At 69.0% G+C, this 18,302-nt stretch carries 15 protein-coding genes; 1 reads left to right on the top strand and 14 read right to left on the bottom strand.

Features of this window, described 5'->3' with window-relative positions; translation table 11 throughout:
* Window positions 1-2: 2 nt before the first annotated feature.
* From EV644_RS27560 to EV644_RS27590, 7 genes are read right to left on the bottom strand one after another with little or no spacing between them, the layout of a single operon-like run.
* Entirely contained in the window at window positions 3-1,391 is a 1,389-nt protein-coding gene (locus EV644_RS27560) for an FAD-binding oxidoreductase (protein ID WP_132191866.1), read from the bottom strand.
* Window positions 1,388-2,263 (bottom strand): hypothetical protein, encoded by an 876-nt coding sequence (locus EV644_RS27565; RefSeq protein WP_132191867.1) that lies wholly within the window; start codon window positions 2,261-2,263, stop codon window positions 1,388-1,390. Before EV644_RS27565 ends, EV644_RS27560 begins: the two co-directional genes overlap by 4 nt.
* Window positions 2,260-3,603, bottom strand: coding sequence for a nickel pincer cofactor-dependent isomerase, group 22 (locus EV644_RS27570; RefSeq protein ID WP_132191868.1), 1,344 nt, complete (start codon window positions 3,601-3,603; stop codon window positions 2,260-2,262). The genes EV644_RS27565 and EV644_RS27570 overlap by 4 nt, the downstream gene beginning before the upstream one ends.
* Window positions 3,603-5,462: an IlvD/Edd family dehydratase gene (locus EV644_RS27575; RefSeq protein WP_241998893.1), complete on the bottom strand. Its 1,860-nt coding sequence runs from the start codon at window positions 5,460-5,462 to the stop codon at window positions 3,603-3,605. The genes EV644_RS27570 and EV644_RS27575 overlap by 1 nt, the downstream gene beginning before the upstream one ends.
* Window positions 5,459-6,913, bottom strand: coding sequence for an aldehyde dehydrogenase (NADP(+)) (locus tag EV644_RS27580; RefSeq protein WP_132191869.1), 1,455 nt, complete (start codon window positions 6,911-6,913; stop codon window positions 5,459-5,461). The genes EV644_RS27575 and EV644_RS27580 overlap by 4 nt, the downstream gene beginning before the upstream one ends.
* Entirely contained in the window at window positions 6,910-7,839 is a 930-nt protein-coding gene (locus tag EV644_RS27585; protein WP_241998894.1) for a fumarylacetoacetate hydrolase family protein, read from the bottom strand. Before EV644_RS27585 ends, EV644_RS27580 begins: the two co-directional genes overlap by 4 nt.
* A 5-nt stretch (window positions 7,840-7,844) precedes the next feature.
* Window positions 7,845-10,631 carry a UxaA family hydrolase gene (locus tag EV644_RS27590; RefSeq protein WP_132191870.1) on the bottom strand — a complete coding sequence of 929 codons (2,787 nt, stop codon included), beginning with the start codon at window positions 10,629-10,631 and terminating at the stop codon, window positions 7,845-7,847.
* 73 nt (window positions 10,632-10,704) lie between these two features.
* Here EV644_RS27590 and EV644_RS27595 point away from each other — a divergent pair, with 73 nt between their 5' ends.
* Complete coding sequence (locus tag EV644_RS27595; protein WP_132191871.1) at window positions 10,705-11,385, top strand: GntR family transcriptional regulator; 681 nt, start codon at window positions 10,705-10,707, stop codon at window positions 11,383-11,385.
* Between the two features lie 131 nt (window positions 11,386-11,516).
* Here the strand turns inward: EV644_RS27595 and EV644_RS46600 are convergent, their stop codons facing one another.
* From EV644_RS46600 to EV644_RS27625, 7 genes are all read right to left on the bottom strand, one after another.
* Window positions 11,517-11,714 (bottom strand): endonuclease domain-containing protein, encoded by a 198-nt coding sequence (locus EV644_RS46600; RefSeq protein ID WP_241998895.1) that lies wholly within the window; start codon window positions 11,712-11,714, stop codon window positions 11,517-11,519.
* On the bottom strand, window positions 11,659-12,408 hold the full coding sequence (locus EV644_RS27600) for a type IV toxin-antitoxin system AbiEi family antitoxin domain-containing protein (RefSeq protein ID WP_241998896.1): 750 nt from the start codon (window positions 12,406-12,408) through the stop codon (window positions 11,659-11,661). Before EV644_RS27600 ends, EV644_RS46600 begins: the two co-directional genes overlap by 56 nt.
* A gap of 162 nt (window positions 12,409-12,570) precedes the next feature.
* Entirely contained in the window at window positions 12,571-14,223 is a 1,653-nt protein-coding gene (locus EV644_RS27605; protein ID WP_132191872.1) for a phosphodiester glycosidase family protein, read from the bottom strand.
* 119 nt (window positions 14,224-14,342) lie between these two features.
* On the bottom strand, window positions 14,343-15,539 hold the full coding sequence (locus EV644_RS27610; protein ID WP_132191873.1) for a Gfo/Idh/MocA family protein: 1,197 nt from the start codon (window positions 15,537-15,539) through the stop codon (window positions 14,343-14,345).
* 122 nt (window positions 15,540-15,661) lie between these two features.
* Window positions 15,662-16,336 (bottom strand): glycerophosphodiester phosphodiesterase, encoded by a 675-nt coding sequence (locus EV644_RS27615; protein WP_132191874.1) that lies wholly within the window; start codon window positions 16,334-16,336, stop codon window positions 15,662-15,664.
* Between the two features lie 118 nt (window positions 16,337-16,454).
* Window positions 16,455-17,870 carry an MFS transporter gene (locus EV644_RS27620; RefSeq protein WP_132191875.1) on the bottom strand — a complete coding sequence of 472 codons (1,416 nt, stop codon included), beginning with the start codon at window positions 17,868-17,870 and terminating at the stop codon, window positions 16,455-16,457.
* The gene (locus EV644_RS27625; RefSeq protein ID WP_132191876.1) at window positions 17,867-18,295 is read right to left on the bottom strand and encodes a MarR family winged helix-turn-helix transcriptional regulator; all 429 of its coding nucleotides are present in this window, start codon (window positions 18,293-18,295) and stop codon (window positions 17,867-17,869) included. Before EV644_RS27625 ends, EV644_RS27620 begins: the two co-directional genes overlap by 4 nt.
* Window positions 18,296-18,302: the final 7 nt, after the last annotated feature.

An 18,302-nucleotide genomic window follows, 5' to 3' on the forward strand; every position in this document is an offset into this window, starting at 1 on the left:
GTTCAGGCCCGGAACGGCCGCAGAACCTTGCCCGGGTTGAGCAGATGCCCCGGGTCGAAGACCTCTTTGATCTTGCGTTGCAGGCCGAGCCCGACCGGGCCGAGCTCCTGTTCCAGCCACTGAGCCTTGAGCGTGCCGATGCCGTGCTCGCCGGTGATGGTGCCGCCCAGCGAGAGCCCGAGCTCCATCACCGCACCGAAGGCCTCCAGCGCCCGTGCCTCGGCCGCCGCATCGTCGCGGTCGAACACCACGGTGGGATGCATGTTCCCGTCACCTACATGCCCAGGGCAACAGATCAGTACGTCGTACTTCGTGCCGATCGCGGCGATCCCGTCCAGCAGCGCGACGAGCTTGCTCCGCGGCACCGCGACGTCGTCCACCAACGTCACCCCGAGTGGCTCCAGCGCCGGGTTCACCAGCCGCCGGGCCTCCAGCAGCATCCGCGACTCCTCGGCGCCAGAGGCGACAGCGACCTCCACAGCGCCGAACGACTCGCAGATGGCAGCGATCGCGGCAACATCCTCAGCAGCCCGCGGACCGCGATCCGACTGGGCGATCAGCAGCGAGCCGACATCCGCCGGCAATCCCATGTCGCGGTAATCCTGAATCGCCCGAGCCGTCGGACCGTCCAGGAACTCCAGCAACGAAGGACGCAGCCCCGAGGCCATCACCGCGGCCGCGGCCGCGATCCCGTCCTCGATCGACATGAACGTGGCCGCCGCGGTCAGCGCCGCCTCGGGCTCAGGACGCAGCGCAAGAGTCGCCTCCGTGACGACACCGAGCGTCCCCTCCGAGCCGACGATCAGCCGCGTCAGGTCGTACCCCGCGACACCCTTCACCGTCCGCCGCCCGGTCCGCACGACCTCGCCGGACGCGAGCACCACCTCGAGCCCGCGAACGAAGTCACCCGTCACGCCGTACTTCACGCAGCACAACCCGCCAGCGTTGGTGGCGATGTTGCCGCCGATCGTGGACATCTCCCACGACGACGGGTCCGGCGGGTAGAACAACCCCTGATCGAGAACGGCTCGTGAGAGTTCGGAGTTCACCACTCCCGGCTGCACCACGGCGACCTGGTCCTCGACCGAGATCTCCAGGATCTGGTTCAGCCGAGCCGTCGACAGCAGCAGACACCCGTCGAGAGCATTCGCGGCCCCGGACAACCCGGTCCGCGCGCCCTGCGTGACCACCGGTACGCCGTGCTCCCCCGCGGCCCGCAGTACCTCCTGAACCTCCGAGGTAGAAGACGGCCGCACCAGCAACCGCGGTACTCCCGCCGAGCAGAAGGTCGCGTGGTCGTTGCGATGGCTGTCCAGTACGTCGGGATCGGTGACGACGGCCTTCTCTCCCAGGGAAGAACGCAGCCGCGCGATCAGCGGGTCGGAGGTCATTCCTCCTCCTGTTCGGCGAGCAGCCGGAGGATCAGCTCGGCCCGGCGAACCCGTTCCCGCCCGAGCGCCTCGGCCGTCGCGGCCAGATGTGCCCCGACAGGGTAGATGTTCGGGGAATTCCGCAAACCCATCTTCAGGTAGACCGGCGCCGCCACGCGCACCACATCGGGTACGTCGTAGAACCGCACGTGACCGCCCTGGTCGTCCGGCACCTCGATGTACATGTCGATCGGTACCGTCGTCACGGCCCGGATCTCGGCCAGCACGCCGATCGGCAGGTCGGTCGACACATTCAGGCTGGTCGCGCCGAGCCGCTCGTACAGTGCCGCAGTCGATGCGTTGGGCAACGGCATCAGCACGGACGTCTTCAGCACCAGGTCGGCCGGCAGCTCGCCTTCCTTCTTCAGCAGGCCGAGCAGCTCCAGCACACCGAGATCGCCGACCAGCAGACTGCGAACGCCGAGCTCGACCGCGCGGTACGCGTCACACAGCGAGGCGGCAACCATTTCGTTGCCGCGAGCAACTCCGCCGACGGCCGCCGAGACCTTGGCCTGGCCACCGATGTCCCAGGCGCCGCGCGGCCCGAGGAAGAGGCAGACCTCGACACCGTGGTCGGCGCCGAGGGTGAGCATCTCGTCGATCTCGCCGTCGGTCAGCATCATCACGCCGCTGCCCTGCGAGACCCGGTGGACGGTGACGCCGCGCGCCGACGCCTCGTCGAGCACGGTTCGCATCACCGCGGGTCCCTCGCAGCTCGGAATCTCCACCTTGTACTGCGCTCCGTCGGCGAACCGCCGCGTCGAGGCGAAGTCCGCCGGCGGCGTGGCCAGGCCCCGGTCGGCGAGCAGTGCACGGGCTTCCCGCAGATTCATCGTTCTCCCCAGCTCGTCAGCGATCCCGTCGCGTCGGTCAGGTCCCGGGCGGTCCCGGCGATCTCCAGATCGAATCGGTCCGCCGCCTCGGTCAGTAGCGCGGGCGTCACCATCAGCTCGTTCGGCGACAGCGTGTCCCGAATCCGGGCCAACCGCAACGATGACCAGTCCCGCCGCCCACTCATAGTCACCGCAGCCAGTACTGCGGCCGCGTCGTCCTCCATCACCATCGGCAGCCGGGACCTTCGTGCTCCACCGGCTCCCGAGGTCAGCGCGTTCACATAACTCGTCCGGAGGTCGATCTGCTCGAGCAGTCGGGCCGGCATCACATCTGCCAGGCCCAGCCCGGACGCGTTCCCGTGCGACGCCTCCGACAACCGATGCACGGTCACCGTCGCGATGGAAGGCGACTCGAACTCGGGGATCCCGTGCACCCAGCACCGCCCGAGCACGTTCGTATCCATCCCCGCGCCCGACTTGTCCTTGCCCATCTCATCCACGACCAGGACGTCGAGGGAGTCGAACGGCAACCGCGCCATCAGGCTCCCGGCCCGCTGCAGCAACGCCATCTCGGCCGCTCGACCGATGCCCTCGGCAACCACCAGTTCGACGGCAGCGGTCTTCTCCTGCGCGTTCTCCAGGATCGCCAGACCACCGAGAACCTTGCCGGTCTCGACGACCATCCGGGCAGCTGCCTCGATGGATGCGCCCAGCAACGGAATCCCACCCGCATGCAGCGCAGCGGCGCCCTGACGGTTGCCGAGCCCGATCGCCAGGATCTTGGCCAGCCCGCTCTCCACCGGCCCATGGAAGTCGGTATGCGGCTTCACCCGATTGACCAGCAGCACTCCATCGGACTTGGCCGCCACAGCATCGTGGTGAACGGGAGTCCCGTCCGGCAAGGTGCCCACGACAACCGTCTCCATGGTCGCCTCGATCGGGCACCCCACCGACTCGGGTGTCACTCCGAGGCCTGCCAGCATCTCCCGCTGTCCCTCGGCGGTCGCTCCACCGTGTGATCCCATCGCCGGTACGACGAACGGCTCCGCGCCGACCGAGCGGAGCCAGTCGACAGCCGCGCGCACGACCACCACCAGATCGTGGATCCCGCGGCTCCCGGCCGTCACCGCGATCCGGGCGCCTGGAGCCACCGAACCAGCCAGTGGAGCCAGGGCTGCCTGGGCGGCGGCATACGGATCGTGCTCGGTGGGGACGTCCGGCAGCAGCCGGCGGATCGTGGTGACCTGCGGGATGACACCGTCAGGGCGCAACCCGCGGATCGCCTCGAAAGGACCCCAGGCCCCGGTCCCGGCGGACGGGTCAGCCGGCCCGCCGGACATCAGTGGCTCTGCCGGCCGACGGCCGACCCGGTGCGTCCTACCAGGAAGTCGAGATCGCAGCCCTGGTTGGCCTGGGTGACGTGGTCGACGTAGAGCCGGGCCCAGCCGCGATCGGTCGGTGCCGACGGCGCCTGCCAGTCGGCCCGCCGCTTGGCCAGCTCCTCCTCGGACACGTCCAGGTGCAGCGTCCGTGCCGGCACATCGAGCTCGATCCAGTCGCCGGTACGAACCAGCGCCAGCGGACCACCCACAGCCGCCTCGGGCGCGACATGCAGCACCACGGTCCCGTACGCAGTACCGCTCATCCGCGCGTCGGAGATGCGCACCATGTCGTCCACACCCTGCTCGGCGAGCTTGCGCGGGATCGTCATGTTGCCGACCTCGGGCATGCCCGGGTAGCCGCGCGGCCCCGCGTTCTGGAGCACGAGAACGGTGTCCTCGTCGACGTCGAGATCCATGTCGTCGACGGCCTTGTCGTACTCCTCAATGCTGCTGAACACCAGCGCCTTACCGCGATGCTGCAACAACCTCTCGGACGCCGCGGACTGCTTGACCACAGCACCATCCGGAGCCAGATTCCCCTTCAGTACCGCGGTTCCCGCGCCGCTGCCGAGGGGGTTGCCCACAGCCCGGATCACGTCCGTGTCGACAGTCCGCTCGGAGTTGGCGACGTTCTCGCCGATGCTCTTGCCGGTCACGGTGATCGCGTCGGCCTTCAGCAGCGGCAGGATCTCCCGCATCACCGCAGGCAGCCCGCCCGCGTAGTAGAAGTCCTCCATCAGGTACTTGCCGGACGGCTGCAGGTCGACCAGCCACGGTACGCCGCGAGCCCACTCGTCCATGTCGTCCAGAGTCAGGTCCACTCCCACCCGGCCGGCGATCGCGAGCAGGTGGATCACCGCGTTGGTGGAACCGCCGATCGCCGCGTTCGCCCGTACTGCGTTCGCGAACGCGTCCCGGGTGAGGATGTCGCTCGGCTTGAGGTCTTCCTCGACCATCTGCACGATCCGCTGGCCGGCCTGCTGCGCGATCGCGTAGCGCCGGGAGTCCACCGCGGGGATCGCCGCCGAACCGGTCAGCTGCAGCCCGAGCGCCTCGGCCATGCAGGCCATCGTCGACGCCGTGCCCATGGTCATGCAGTGGCCGTTGCTGCGGGACATGCCGGACTCGGCCGCGGCGTAGTCCTCCTGGGTCATCCGCCCGGCGTTGACGTCCTGGGTGAACCGCCACACCGCCGTACCGGAGCCGATGTCGCAACCGCGGAACTTGCCGTTCAGCATCGGGCCGCCGGTCACCACGAGCGTCGGCAGGTCGACCGAGGCGGCGCCCATGATCGAGCCCGGCGTCGTCTTGTCGCAGCCGGTCAGCAGGATCGCGCCGTCGATCGGGTTGCCGCGCAGCGACTCCTCGACGTCCATGCTCAGCAGGTTGCGGAACAGCATCGCGGTCGGCCGCAGCATCGTCTCGCCGAGCGACATCACCGGGAACTCCAGCGGGAATCCACCGGCCTGCCAGACACCCCGCTTCACCGACTCCGCGAGCCTGCGCAGGTGCGCGTTGCACGGCGTCAGCTCGGACCAGGTGTTGCAGATGCCGATCACCGGACGGCCGTCGAACACCTCGTCCGAGAAGCCCTGCGCGCGCATCCAGGACCGGTGGATGAAGCCGTTCCGGTCCTTCTCGCCGAACCAGTGGTCGAAGCTCCGCCGGCCGATGTGCCCGTCAGGGCGGCCAGGCTCGTCGCCGGCGGCCCGCCCGGTCTTCTCGGGAGTCGGCTCACCCGCCGGGTCGGTGGTCAGCGGGTCGGCCTCGGAGCCGATCGTGGTGTTGGGATCGTTGGTGGGGGGAAGGTCGGTCATCGAGTTACCTCCGCGGTCGTCACTTCGCCGTTCACCCGGCGGCTGATCCCAGCCGGATTCGCGTCCTGCAGTACTGCGGGCAGCACCGTGTCCGGGGTGTCCTGGTAGGCCACGGGCCGCTGGAACCGGCGTGCGGCGGTCACGCCGACGCTGGTGTGGATCGATCCGACGGTCGAGGGGAACGGGCCACCGTGGTGCTGGGCCCACGACACGGCCACACCCGTCGGCCAGCCGTTCCACAGCACTCGCCCGGCGCGCTCCGTCAGCAGCGGAACCAGCTTGCGCGCCAGGTCGGCATCGGCAGCCTCCTCAGCGTGCAGAGTCGCGGTCAGGTTGCCTTCGACGGCCTCGACGGCGCTGATCAACTCGTCCTCGGAGGCGTACTCCACCAGGATGGAGACCGGCCCGAAGCACTCCTCGAGGATCTCGTCGCGCCGCTCCAGGACTTCGGCGACCGTGGTCTGCAGCAGGGTCGCACCGCCGGAGGCCACCACCCGGATGCCCTCGACCTTCTGCAACCGGTCGAGTCCGGACGAGAAGCCGTCGGCGATCCGGTCGTTGAGCATCTTCGCCTCGGTGACTCCACCGACGGCCTCGGCCAGCGCGTCCTGGAGACCGTGGCCGGCGGGCAGGAAGAGCAACCCGGGCTTGGTGCAGAACTGCCCGACGCCCAGCGTGAACGACCCGACGTACCCGGTGGCAATGTCGTTGCCGCGAGCATCGATCGCCGCCTGGGTGACGAAGACCGGGTTGAGGCTGCCGAGCTCGCCGTAGAAGGGGATCGGCTCAGGGCGGGTGACGGCGATCTCGTGGAGGGCCTTGCCCGCCGGTACCGAGCCGGTGAACCCCGCAGCGGTGATGCGCGGGTCCTTCAGTGCGGTGACGCCGACGTCATACCCCTGGACCAGGCCGAGGGTCCCGGCCGGTGCGCCCGCTGCCCGCAGGGCCTCGATCATCACCTCGGCCGTCTTCACCGACAGCTCCGGGTGACCCGGGTGAGCCTTGACGATCACCGGGCAGCCGGCCGCCAGCGCCGACGCGGTGTCACCGCCGCAGACGCTGAACGCGAACGGGAAGTTACTGGCGGCGAATACCAGCACCGGCCCGAGTGGAACCAGGACGCGGCGGAGGTCCGGTCGCGGTACCGGCTTGGCGTTGGGGTCGGAAGTGTCGATGACGACCTCGAGCAGCGAACCCTCTTCGAGCACGTCGGCGAACATCCGGAGCTGGCCGCTACTGCGAGCCACCTCGCCCCGCAGCCGGGCCTCTGGCAGGGACGACTCGCGCATCGCGATCGGTACCAGCTCGTCAGCGGCCGCGTCGAGGGCGTCGGCGACGGCGCGGATCCAACCCGCCCGGACGGCGGGCTCCGACGCGGCCAGCGGCTTGGCAGCCTCCGTGGCGTCGGTGAGAGCCTGCTCGAGCTCGGCGGGGGTGGTGTCCGGAATCATCGCGTCTCCTCCAAGGTCTGGGCGGCCAGGTAGGCGAACGGCTCCCGGCCGACTGCCACCGTATTCGTCAGCGTGCCGACCTCGCTGATCGAGATCTCGACCACGTCGCCGGCCCGCAGCGCGAAGTCCAGCTCGGGCACGATGCCGGTACCGGTCGCGAGGATGACGCCGTCGGGGAACTCGTTCGGCACGAACAGCACGTCCACCAGGTCCTGCAGCTCGCGGACCAGCTGCTTGGTCGAGGTGGTGCCGGTGAAGACCTCGGCGCCATCCCGGCGGATCACCAGGTCGATGGTCAGGTTCTTCGGGTCCGCGATCTCCCAGGCCGGGCGGATCCCGGTCGCCAGCGCGCAGCCGCCTGCGAACACCTTCGCCTGCGGGATGTAGAGCGGGTTCTCTCCCTCGATCGACCGGGAGCTGACGTCGTTGCAGATGGTGAACCCGACGATCTCGCCGCGGCTGTTCGCGACCACCGCCAGCTCGGGCTCCGGTACGTCGTGCCCGGAGTCGTGGCGGATCCCGATCGCCTCGCCGTCCGTGACGAGCCGCCAGGCCGGTGACTTCGGGAACAGCTCGGGCCGCGGCGCGGAGTACACGCGGTCGTAGACAGACTGCTCGGTGCTCTCCTCCATCCGGGCGCCGCGAGAGCGCTCGTAGGTGACGCCCGCGCACCAGACCTCGCCGAGTCCGTCGAGTGGCGGCAGCAGCTTCACGTCGGCCACCGCCACCTCGTCGCCGGTCTTGCCGACTGCCGTGCGCAGCTCGTCCGCGGTCAGGCGCAGGAGCTCCGCCATCCCGGTGACCCCGGCGACCGGCGCCACTGTGTCACCACTGAGGACGCCGGCCTGGGGCCGTTGTCCTGGGAGCTGGTACCGGACCAAGTGCATCGGGTGTCCACCTTTCACGTTGATGCTCTGCAGGGTCATTGGGTTCACATGGAGGTGCCGAGCAGACCGCGGGTGATCTGGAAGCCGACGTTGCCGGACGCAACCGCCTTCGGCACGTGCCGGCGGCTCGCGACATCCGCGATCGCCTCCAGCCCCACCTGCGCCTGCTCCTGCGGGTCGCCCGAGCCAACGGCATCCAGATCGTCCCCGTACTTCGCGACCGTCTCCGGGTCGTTGCTGAACTCCACCACCGGGACGAACCGCTGGGCCGACAAGGTGCCACCGGCAACATGGGCGAGCACCTGCTGGACGCCACCGGCGCCGAACCCGGTCGCCGTCTCCATCCAGTCGGTGCCCGGCATCCGCATCACGTGCCACCCCGGTACTGCGAACCGCTGGCCGTGCGCGATCGTCGGCTCCACCGCGGCGGGAGAGCCGAAGGCGGCGTACCGGAAGCCTTCGTCGGTGAGCAGGGCACCGCGCGAGGAGAGCACGACCGAGCCGCCGGCGCCGACGATCTCGCGGCCGATCAACGCCATCGTCTCGGCTGTTTCGCGGGTCAGCTTGCCGCGGGCTTCGAGGGCCACGGTGAGTTCGCCGACCGTTCCCTGCACCTGTTCCGGCGACGGCAGGTTGAAGCTGCCGAACCAGTCCCGCACCCGGGCGGTGACTGCGTCGAGACCACCATCGGCCTGGATGCTCGCCCAGCCGAAGCGGGACGGATCGGCGCCGGCCTCGACCAGGCGGGAGCGGAAGTAGTCGTTGTGCGTCTTCTCGCAGCCGTGCTCGAGCAGCAGCGCCATCCGGGTATTCGGGTGCAGCAGGTAGCCGAGCATCGTGCGCGCGAAGGTTTCCTCGGAAGCGCCGCCGCTGGAACCGCAGCCCTCGGTGTGCGGGAGCGCGACCATCCGGCTCACCGCGTCGCCGGCCCACCGGTCGGCCTCGGCCTGGGCTGCGAGCCGGAGGGCGATCTGGCCGGAGCAGAGGCTCGTCGGGAGAATCAGTCCGACCTGCTCGGGAGCCCGCCGGCCGTCCGCCGCCAGCAGGGTGACCGGAAAGCCTGTGGTGCTTGGGGTTTCGATGGCGCTTGGGGTTGCGACCTCCAGCGGCAGTCCGGGCAGTGGCGCGTCGCGGTCCTCGGCGGGGAGGTCGGCGAGGTCGCGGCTGGTACGGCCGTCGGTGGTGATCGAGATACCTTCGCGCGGACCGCTCTGCCGCCAGTTGCGCCAGATCGACACCTGGCTGTGGCCGGCGCGTTCGCCCGCGCTCGGCTCACCCGACGCCACTCGCACGGTGAGGTCGAAGGTCTCACCCGTCAGGTCGTCCATCGGCATACCGGTCAGGTAGCGGCCGGCGTCCACGTCCATCTCGGCGCGCAGCAACTCGTACCGGGTCGAGGTGGTGACGAACTTGATCGTCGGCACGAACGGGAAGTTGGTGATGGACCCGTTGCCGGTGGTGAAGAAGATCAGGTTGCAGCCGCTCGCGACCTGGCCGGCGACGGACTCCAGGTCGTTGCCCGGGCTGTCCATGAAGACGAACCCGTGACCGGGCATCGGTTCGGCGTAGTCGATCACGTGGTCCAGCCGGACGTCGCGGTCGAGCTTGCGCGCGGCGCCGACCGACTTGAGCACGATGTTGTAGAGACCCCGGTAGACGTTGCCGCCGGACGGATTCCCCTCGGCAGTGTGGCCGTGCCAGCCGACGCGTTCCTTGAACGACTGCACGGTCTTCAGGAATCTTCTTGCCGTCGGCAGGTCCCGGACGTTCTTGAGAACGTAGCCCTCGGCGCCGATCAACTCGTCGGTCTCAGCCAGTACTGCGATGCCGCCGTGGCGGATCACCTCGCGTGCGACGGCTCCGGACAGCGGATTCGCGCTGACGCCGGAGAACGCGTCGGAACCACCGCACTGCAGACCGATCCACAGATCCGCCAGAGGCACCTCCTCGCGACGCTGGGCCGCGACGACCGGCAACCACGGCTCGACCAGTCGCCCGGCCGCGGTGAGGTCCGCCTCGAAAGCGCCCTGCCGGGTGAAGAACGCGTGCGGCACGCGGATCGGCGGATAACCCTTCTCCGCCATGAAGTCCTTGATCGCCTGGCCGGAGACGAGTTCATCCTCGGTGTCGACGATCAGCACCGCTGCGACGTTCGGGTTCAGGGCGAAGCCTGCCAACGTGGCCAGAAGCACGTGCAGGTTGTTCGGAGTACCGCTCTCGCCGCCCTCGGTATGAGCCACCGGTACGACGCCGTCGAACCCCTCGGCTCCATCGAACCGGCGGGCCAACTCCGTCACGAACCCGCTGCTCAGCGAACTCGTCGCCAGCAGTACTACGTGGTTGCGGGTGCCGGCCGGTCCTTGCTCTCGGGGATATCCGAGGAACGTGCCGGGCTGCTCGACCGAGGTGACCTGCTGGCCGAGGTTCAGGGCGGACTCGTCGAGCTCGTAGGGATCGAGCGGCTCGTTGCGGGCGCTCGGCTCCCGCGGAAGCCCCTCCACCCCACGGGCGGACACGGCGGCCAGGCTGGTCGGAGTACAGACGTAGTCGCCGACTTCGAGATCGCGGAGGGCTCGGGCGAAGGGTGTGTGCCAGGAGAGCAGCGGCTCGCCGGTGGCGACGGGGCGAGTTACGAACCGGTGGCCTTCGAGCACGGTGTGCGGCAGCGTCACCGCAGTACCGTCGAAGTCGATCACCGTGCCGGCTTCGAGGCGGCGCGAGGAGATGGCGACGTTGTCTCCCGGCTCGGGTAGCACGCCGATCTCGTCGAACCTGAGCATCGTTTCTACGCCTCCGGGTAGCTGGCGGACCAGGAATCGTGCATGATGCATGATTACAGTGCCACCCTGCCGAACAACGCGGCCGGGGTCAAGGCCGTGACCAGTCCCCGGAGAATGGGCCTCGATGACTGAGACAGTGGACCCGCGGGACCGCCGCCTGTTGCGGCGGCAGATGCTCGCCGACGACGTGTACGAGGCGATCAAGACGATGCTGATGGACCACGTCGTCCGGCCGGGCGCGCGGATCTCGATCGACGGGCTGGCGCGCGAGTTCCAGGTGTCATCGACGCCGGTGCGCGAGGCCCTGGCGCGGCTGGAGTCGGAGGGGCTGGCGGACAAGGAACCGCTCAAGGGATACCGGGCGACGCCGCTGCTGTCTTTGGACGAGTTCGAGGATCTCTATCGGTTCAGACTGCTGCTCGAGCCCTGGGCGGCCCGGCGCGCCGCGGAACTGATCGACGACGAGGGCCGGGAACTGCTGACCGCCGAACTCTCGACCGCGGTGGAACCGACCTCGGTGGACTACGCCGGCTACAAGTCACTCACCGCACACGACAACCGCTTCCACTCGTTGATCGCCGGGTTGTCGGGCAGCGAACAGGTCCGCCTCGCCTTCCAGCGCACCCACTGCCACCTCCACATCTTCCGCCTCCACTTCGACCGGGACATCGGCCCGGAAGTCCTGGTAGAACACCGTCAGATCGTGGAAGCCATAACGTCCGGCGATCCGGTCGCCGCAGAGGCCGCGATGACCCAGCACATAGAAAACTCCATGTCAGTAAGACTCCGCCGAATCTACGACTAGGTACTGCAGCCCCGTGGGGTCCGACGTACCGACCGACAGGGAGTACTTCCTGCCGCCGCCGACATCCCGCCTCGCCACGGCGCACCGTACCGGACACAAGGAGGTACTACCTGTCGGTCCGTACGCCGACGTCAGCTGATCCGGTGCGACAACGCTCGGCGGACCGTGGCGACCACCCAGTCCGGGTCGGCTATCACCTGCTGGTAGGTGAACCTCAGGACCAGCCATCCCGCAGCCACCAACTCGTCGTACCGGCGGCAGTCGGCCGCGAAGTCACTGCTCGATCCATGGAATTGGTATCCGTCGGCCTCCAGAGCGATCCGGGCCACGCCGTGGCCGAGGTCTCAGGTAGACCTCGGCCACGCCGTGGCCGAGGTCTACCTGAGCACGGAAGCGCCCATCCTCCACCAAGTACTGCGGAACGAATCCCTCGATGCCAGCGGTGATCAGCAACGCCCGGAGCATCGACTCGAGGAAGCTGTCCGCGGCACCGGTCGCGGTTGCGGCGACCCGACGGGCATTCGTCCGCCCAGGTCCACGCATCGCGTCGGTCGCCGCGGCCAACTGGTGGTGGCGCATCATTCCACTCGCCAGGGCGGCATCGGCCACCGCGAGCGCCTCGCCGTACGGCAGGATCCGCGCGCAGTCGGCGACTGTCCGAACCAGCGAGGTCAGCCGACTCGGACGATCAGCGGGACCGATCGGCGCCCAGTGCAGCACAGCAGGCGGTCCCGGCCGCGGACGGCGTTTTGTCGGGACTGTGATGTGTGGCTTCGGTGGATGGGAAAGCAGCGGCAGATCCCCGGCGACCGCCGCACTCAGGTGCGAGACGACTCCGTCATACGCCAAGGCTGTCCGGCGATCACTGTCAATGCCGGGAAGGACGTAGATCCCGCGGGCCGGGCGCTCCACCCGCCCCGCCTTGACCGCTGCCGCGAGCGCTCGGCGCGAGGTCGCCTCGACCAGCTCGGCGAAGGTGGCGTTGCCGCGATTGCGGGCCACCACCTTGGGCACGGATTCCATCCGCACAAGCCTGCCGGAGAACTGCCGGTCGCCTCTGGAGTTGTCCACAGGCGTACCGACCGACAGGTAGTACTTCCTTCAGCGGCTGCGGTTCACGGTGGGTGCAGGCAGCCTGAGGCGGAGTACGAGGGGCACTTCCTGTCGGTCGGTACGGGGGTTGATCTACCTGCGCGGGGTGATGACCAGGGCGTCCCCGACGGGGCGTTCGCCGGCGGCGTCGGACGGGGTGTTCAGGACCTTGTTGTTGGCGACCATGGTGGTGGAGCCGCCGCCGTCCAGGTTGATGGCGTCGCGGAGGCCGAAGGACTTGGCTACTGCTGCGGCTTCGCCGATTCCGAGGCCGAGGCTGTCTACGTTGCGGCCGTCGGCGGTGATCAGGACGGTGCGGCCCTGGGCGTCTACGCCGGCAATAGTGCGGGGGTTCCGTTTGTGGACCCAGCCGTAGTAGAAGCTCGGGTTGTCGGCCGGGGCCATGCCGTCTGCCTTCGGGGTCGCCAGCAGGCGGCCGTCGCGGACTAGTTCAGGTCCGCCGTTGACGATCGTGGTTCGCGGCGAAAGGCGCACGTCGTGACCCCGCGTGTCGACCAGTGACGCGCGGATCTCAAGTCGCTCGCCGATCTTGGCCGCGGCCAGGAGCGGCGCCACCTGGGCACCCGTCGCCTGGACGGTCCGGCCGCCCTCGGGGATCGCGCCACCGCGCGTCGTACGAATCGCTGTGACCACGCCGTGCCGGTCGATTACGACCTCGGCGCCGGGACCGCTTGGGGTCGCGGCAGCGTACGACGCGTCGAAGGCGATCAACTCGTCCGCGTCGGTACACGTGACGTCGTGCAAGGGCTTCGCGGTCGGCAGGTCGTCCGCAGTACCGCCGCAGTTGCGGATCAGGCCGGGCACTCGGTTCAGTCCGTCCAGCGGAAGCGGGCGTCCCACCCCACGGACCTCGCCTTGCCAGCGGAACCGCTCGACCGCAGTACCGCGGGCGTTGTCGCCGATCACCAGCGCGGGCCGTCCGGCGGTCGGCTCGCTCACCAGTCGCCCGTCGTACACCCCAACGCCCGCGGGGTCGCCAGGAGCGCCGGCCTTCGGGTCGAGCACGAAGAACCCGGCGTTGACGGCCGCGGTGGCGCCGGTCAGCGTCGCCAGCGTGCTCGTCGTCTCGCGCGCTTCGATGTCAGGCCCGTACGTCGCGTCGAGGCCGCCGCGGAACTTCGTCGGGTCGATCGTCAGCACCTGGACGTGCCAGGGGCCGGTGGAACCGCTGACGTCGTCGGGTTCGCCGTCCCAGCCGGTGTAGAGGCTGGATCCGCCCAGACCGGCGGCGATCACCTTGGTCCGGAGGGCATCGGCCTCGGCCTTGGTGGCGAGGGAGCCGAGGCGGACGCGGTAGCCGAGCGACCCCCCGCCCGCGTCAGCGAGCTTGGGAGTCGGGACGTTCTCCACCCTCGGGTCGAGGCCCGCGGTGCGAAGACGCGCGGCGGTGGCGTCGGCGGTTGCCTGGTCGGACAGCGCGGCCGCCGGGGCGTCGGGGTCGGGCGAATTCGACGGGATCGCGACCTCGACGGTCCAGAAGGACTGGGGCCCGGCTTGTCCGCGGACGATCGTCGTCAGCGTCACCCCCGGCTGGAGGGTGCTGGTGTTGCGGGTCTCGGCGAGGTTGGCCGGGCCTAGTGGCAGCGACTTGGAGACCGAGGAGGTTTCAGCGGCGGGGGGCTGCGCGACCGCAGTACTGGCGGCTACTGAGCCGGCCACGAGAGCGGCGGCGAGCGCAGTACCGGCCAGGGCTGAGCGGGGGGAGGCAGGGTGGCGGATGGTCATGGCTCTGTCCTATGTCAGTCGCCGACCACCTGCAAGGCTTCCACGTGAATTACCAACGACCTCCAGACAAAAGTGCCGCACCCCATCCGGACAAGGGGTGCGGCACTGGCAGCTGAGGCTCAGGCGGGGGCGTCGCCGTGGTCGGGGATCTCCAGCTGGACGCCGCCCTGCAGCGCGGACTGGTGGGCGAAGATGCCGGGCAGCGTGTACCGGGCGGAGACCCAGGCGTTGATCGGCGGCAAGGCCTTGTCGGCGACCGCGCGGACGAAGTCGTCGGCGAGGAAGTGGTGCGAGCCCTCGTGGCCGTTGTGCAGGCCAGCGAACTCGGCCGGCAACCGGTCGCGGTCGTGCACGGGCGAGAGCCCCGACATGAACGCGTCGCGCAGGGCCGGGTCGACGGCCGCCAGGTCGTCGTCGTCCAGCGAGCCGCTCGGCGCGGTCTCCATCAGGTGGCTGACGTCCTCGACGCCTTCCTTGGTCTGCCAGAGCGTGGTGGTGGCCAGCTGCTCGAAGCTGCCCTCGGTGCCGAAGACGCGCAGCCGGGACTCACGGATGTGCGACGGGTAGCCGACCCGGCGCATCTCGTTGGTCCGCATCACCCCGCCGTCCGCGAGCTTGAACAGCGCGGTCGCGTTGCTGAAGTCGTTGTCGAACTGGCTGATCTCCTTGTCGAAGACGCCGTCGCCGCGGTCGTCCTTCACCCCGATGCAGGACACGTGCGTGGCGTGCTGCCCGGTCACCGAGAGAACGTTGCCGACGGCATGCGTCGGGTAGAGCATGGGCGGGAACGAGGCGGTCTTCTTCCAATCCTCGCCGCCGCTGTACTGGTAGGCGGCGTAGAAGCCGAGGTCCATGTCGTGGACGTAATCGCCCTCGGAGTAGAAGACCCGGCCGAAGTCACCGGCGGCGAGCTTCTGGCGGCAGTAGACCGACGACGGGTAGTAGAAGCTCGTCTCGCCCATCATGTAGGTCAGGCCGGTCTCCTTGACCAGCTCGACGATACGGGCGATCTGGTCCGCCTCGATCGCCATCGGCACGGTCGAGTAGACGTGCTTGCCGGCCTCCAGCGCCTGGATCGCCATCTCGCCGTGCAGCCAGCGCTGGGTGAAGATCGCGACCGCGTCGACGTCGGACGCGAGCATCTCCTCGAACGACTGGTACGTGATGGTCACGCCCTGCTTCTCCGCCAGCTCGGCCAGCCGGTCCGGCAGGACGTCGGTCAGCCGGACGTCCGAGACGTCGGGATGCGCGGACCACAGCCGCAGGAACGAGGGGGCGAACTGGCCGGCTCCGACCACACCGATGCTGATGCTCATGAACCAAGGCAATCACACATTTCCCGCTCATGTAAGAACAATTCCGCACACCAAGATGTGACCCACCCCACCCGTACTGCGAACGCCGCCGGCTGAGGTGGGCTGCATGGCTGAGGTGGGGGTTAGCGGGTGGGGAGGTGGTTGGGGTGGTCTGTGGTGATGCCGTCTACGGCCAGGGCTACTGCTTGGGCGTAGGTTTCGGCGTCGGGGACCGGCCAGGCGGTTACGGCGAAGCCTTCCTTGTGGAGTTTCTCAACGGCTTCGACTGTGAGGCCTGCGATGCCGCACAGCGCAGTACCGGCTTGGGCTGCCTTGGTGAGGGCGAGCACGTCTGCCACGTCCGGGGTGCGACCGAAGATCAGGCCGGTTTCGGCTGTCGGCATCGCCTGGCGGACAGTTAGCAGGATGTCCGCGTGGGAGGAGGTGACGAGTGTCCGGGCGGCCAATGAAGGATCAGCCTGCAGGGACTCCACCAGGAGCGGGACCGCCCGCGCAGCCTTGACCTCTGCCTGGAAGCGCACGGAGATGGCATCGACCGTTTCCGCCCAGGTGGGCACAACCTCGCCGAGACCGGCGTCGAGGGACCGCAGTTCCTCGAAGGTCAGGTCCTCGACCGCGCCGGTTCCGTTGGTTGTCCGGTCGACCGTGGCGTCGTGCATCACCACGAGGTGGTCGTCGGACGTGACCCGCAGGTCGAGCTCGATCTCGTCGCACCCGTCCGCGACGGCGCGGCGGAACGAGCGCAGGGTGTTCTCCGGTTCGGACCCGACTGCTCCCCGGTGGCCGGTGATGATCAAAGCACCTTCTCCTCGTACTGGCGGCGAACCTCGTCACCGATCGCCTCGAGCCGGCGAGGCCACTGACAGGTCGTTCGACAGCTGGCGGCTTGTAAGGCGCCAGTGGCCGAGCAACTCGTCATCGGGAGGCCACAGAGGCCGGTCCAGAGCGGGACTGACGGAGGGCGTCGACCAGGAGCAGGGCGGCGATCCCGACCACGAGATAGCCGAGTCTGTGGAGGCCCGCGTCGGTAGCGGGGCCGGAGTACACGAGGGCGATGGCCGCGGCGGCCAGGTTCGCACCGACGTACTGGGAGGTTCTGAAGAGGCCGGCGGCCGCGCCTGTCTCTTCGGCCGGCGCCGCGCTGTAGACGGCGAGTTGGTTACCGAGGCCGTTGAAGCCGTTCGGGATGCCCAGGACCGCGCTGACGAGGACCAGTACGACGATCGGCGTCCCGGAGTGCACCCCGAAGGTGAGGGCCGAGCCACCCACGAGGAGACCGGCAGAGCCGATCAGCAGCAGCGGGCCCGGGCCTCGGCTCCGCGCGAGCCTGGTCGCACCGATGACGGTGAGCGCGCCGATCGCGGCGATCGGCAGCACCACCAGACCGACCTTTGACGGGTCGAGCTTGCGACTCTGCTCGAGCCATCCCGGCAGGCCGTAGAAGATCGCGTAGAACGCCACGTACGTGAGCATCGTGCGCAGATAGCTCATCGAGAGCGTCGCGCTGGTGGCGAGCAGCCGGACGTCGACGAAGGGACTCGCGGCGCGCCGTTCCCAGACCACGAAGATCACTCCGACGGGAATCGCCACAGCGAGTAGCCACCAGAGCGGATGGTCGGCCAGGGAGAGCAGGATCAGCATCACCGCGGTCATCGCCGCGCTGAAGAGTACAAGTCCGGGGAGGTCGATCTCCCGCCAGATGGATCTGCTGGTGTCCCGCTGATGTGGCGGGTCGCGTGGCACGAGGACGAGGACACAGATGCCGGCGATCGCGGCCACCGGCAGGTTGAAGATGAAGATCGCCTGCCAGTCGAACGTGCCGACCAGGAACCCACCGATGCTGGGGCCGAGCGCGGCCGACGTCTGGGCGAAGATCGAGAGGAGTCCGAGGGCGCCGACCGCGGACGCCTTTCGCCGGTCGGCCATTCCGCGGATCATCGCGACACCCGACGGGAACTGCGCGCCCGTCCCGATGCCGAGCAGCACGCGCGCGGCGATCAGCCAGCCGAGGGTCGGCGCGAATGGGGCGAGGGCGGAGACGAGAGCGACCAGGACCAGTCCGGAGAGGAACACCCGCCGAGCGCCGAGCAGGTCCGCCAGGCGGCCAGCGGTCGGGGCCGCGATCGCAGTGGCGAGATAGAGGCCCGACACCAGCCATTGGGTCTCGGTGCCGGCGTGGAAGTCGATGCCGATCTGGACCAGCGCGACCGCGATCATCGACGAGTTCAGCGGCTGCAACAAGGTCCCGAGCCCGATGGCCCCCGCATACCGCCGCGGCAAGTCCGGCTGCTCGACGACGTGTGTGTCTGCCGAAACTGCGGTGGCCGTCATTGCTGGTACTCGGAGAGGCGGTCGAGGAGGCCGGCGGCGAGGCGGAGGAGTTCACGTTCAGTCGGGGTCAGGGTGGTCTCCATCGCCTCGGCGAGGAAGCTGTCACGCCGTCGGCGATCCTCCAGGATCAACTCCCGGCCCGCTTCGGTAATCGTCAGCAGCACCTGACGGCGATCTTCGGGATTATCAGCACGGCTGATCAATCCACCGGCGACCAGTTCCGCCGTCGTACGCATCATCGTCTGCGGCGCCACCCCCTCCGCCGCAGCCAGGTCGGCGTTCGTCATTGACCCCTCGCGCTCCAACCAGCCCAGCGCGCCGAGCTGCGAATAGCTCAGCCCGGCCTCGGGCCGCTCCTGCCGCAGCCGGCGGACCAGCCGGAAGACGCTCTGCCGTACTTCGTGTGCCCCCACATCGCTCGCCATACCATCA

Origin of the sequence: Kribbella orskensis, from assembly GCF_004342085.1 — a bacterium.
Lineage (GTDB): Bacteria > Actinomycetota > Actinomycetes > Propionibacteriales > Kribbellaceae > Kribbella > Kribbella orskensis.

What these genes read in the sequence shown, in the direction of transcription:
- EV644_RS27560 (WP_132191866.1), bottom strand. Translation starts at nt 1,391, where the DNA reads ATGACCTCCGACCCGCTGATCGCGCGGCTGCGTTCTTCCCTGGGAGAG.
- EV644_RS27565 (WP_132191867.1), bottom strand. Translation starts at nt 2,263, where the DNA reads ATGAATCTGCGGGAAGCCCGTGCACTGCTCGCCGACCGGGGCCTGGCC.
- EV644_RS27570 (WP_132191868.1), bottom strand. Translation starts at nt 3,603, where the DNA reads ATGTCCGGCGGGCCGGCTGACCCGTCCGCCGGGACCGGGGCCTGGGGT.
- EV644_RS27575 (WP_241998893.1), bottom strand. Translation starts at nt 5,462, where the DNA reads ATGACCGACCTTCCCCCCACCAACGATCCCAACACCACGATCGGCTCC.
- EV644_RS27580 (WP_132191869.1), bottom strand. Translation starts at nt 6,913, where the DNA reads ATGATTCCGGACACCACCCCCGCCGAGCTCGAGCAGGCTCTCACCGAC.
- EV644_RS27585 (WP_241998894.1), bottom strand. Translation starts at nt 7,839, where the DNA reads ATGACCCTGCAGAGCATCAACGTGAAAGGTGGACACCCGATGCACTTG.
- EV644_RS27590 (WP_132191870.1), bottom strand. Translation starts at nt 10,631, where the DNA reads ATGCATCATGCACGATTCCTGGTCCGCCAGCTACCCGGAGGCGTAGAA.
- EV644_RS27595 (WP_132191871.1), top strand. Translation starts at nt 10,705, where the DNA reads ATGACTGAGACAGTGGACCCGCGGGACCGCCGCCTGTTGCGGCGGCAG.
- EV644_RS27600 (WP_241998896.1), bottom strand. Translation starts at nt 12,408, where the DNA reads ATGGAATCCGTGCCCAAGGTGGTGGCCCGCAATCGCGGCAACGCCACC.
- EV644_RS27605 (WP_132191872.1), bottom strand. Translation starts at nt 14,223, where the DNA reads ATGACCATCCGCCACCCTGCCTCCCCCCGCTCAGCCCTGGCCGGTACT.
- EV644_RS27610 (WP_132191873.1), bottom strand. Translation starts at nt 15,539, where the DNA reads ATGAGCATCAGCATCGGTGTGGTCGGAGCCGGCCAGTTCGCCCCCTCG.
- EV644_RS27620 (WP_132191875.1), bottom strand. Translation starts at nt 17,870, where the DNA reads ATGACGGCCACCGCAGTTTCGGCAGACACACACGTCGTCGAGCAGCCG.
- EV644_RS27625 (WP_132191876.1), bottom strand. Translation starts at nt 18,295, where the DNA reads ATGGCGAGCGATGTGGGGGCACACGAAGTACGGCAGAGCGTCTTCCGG.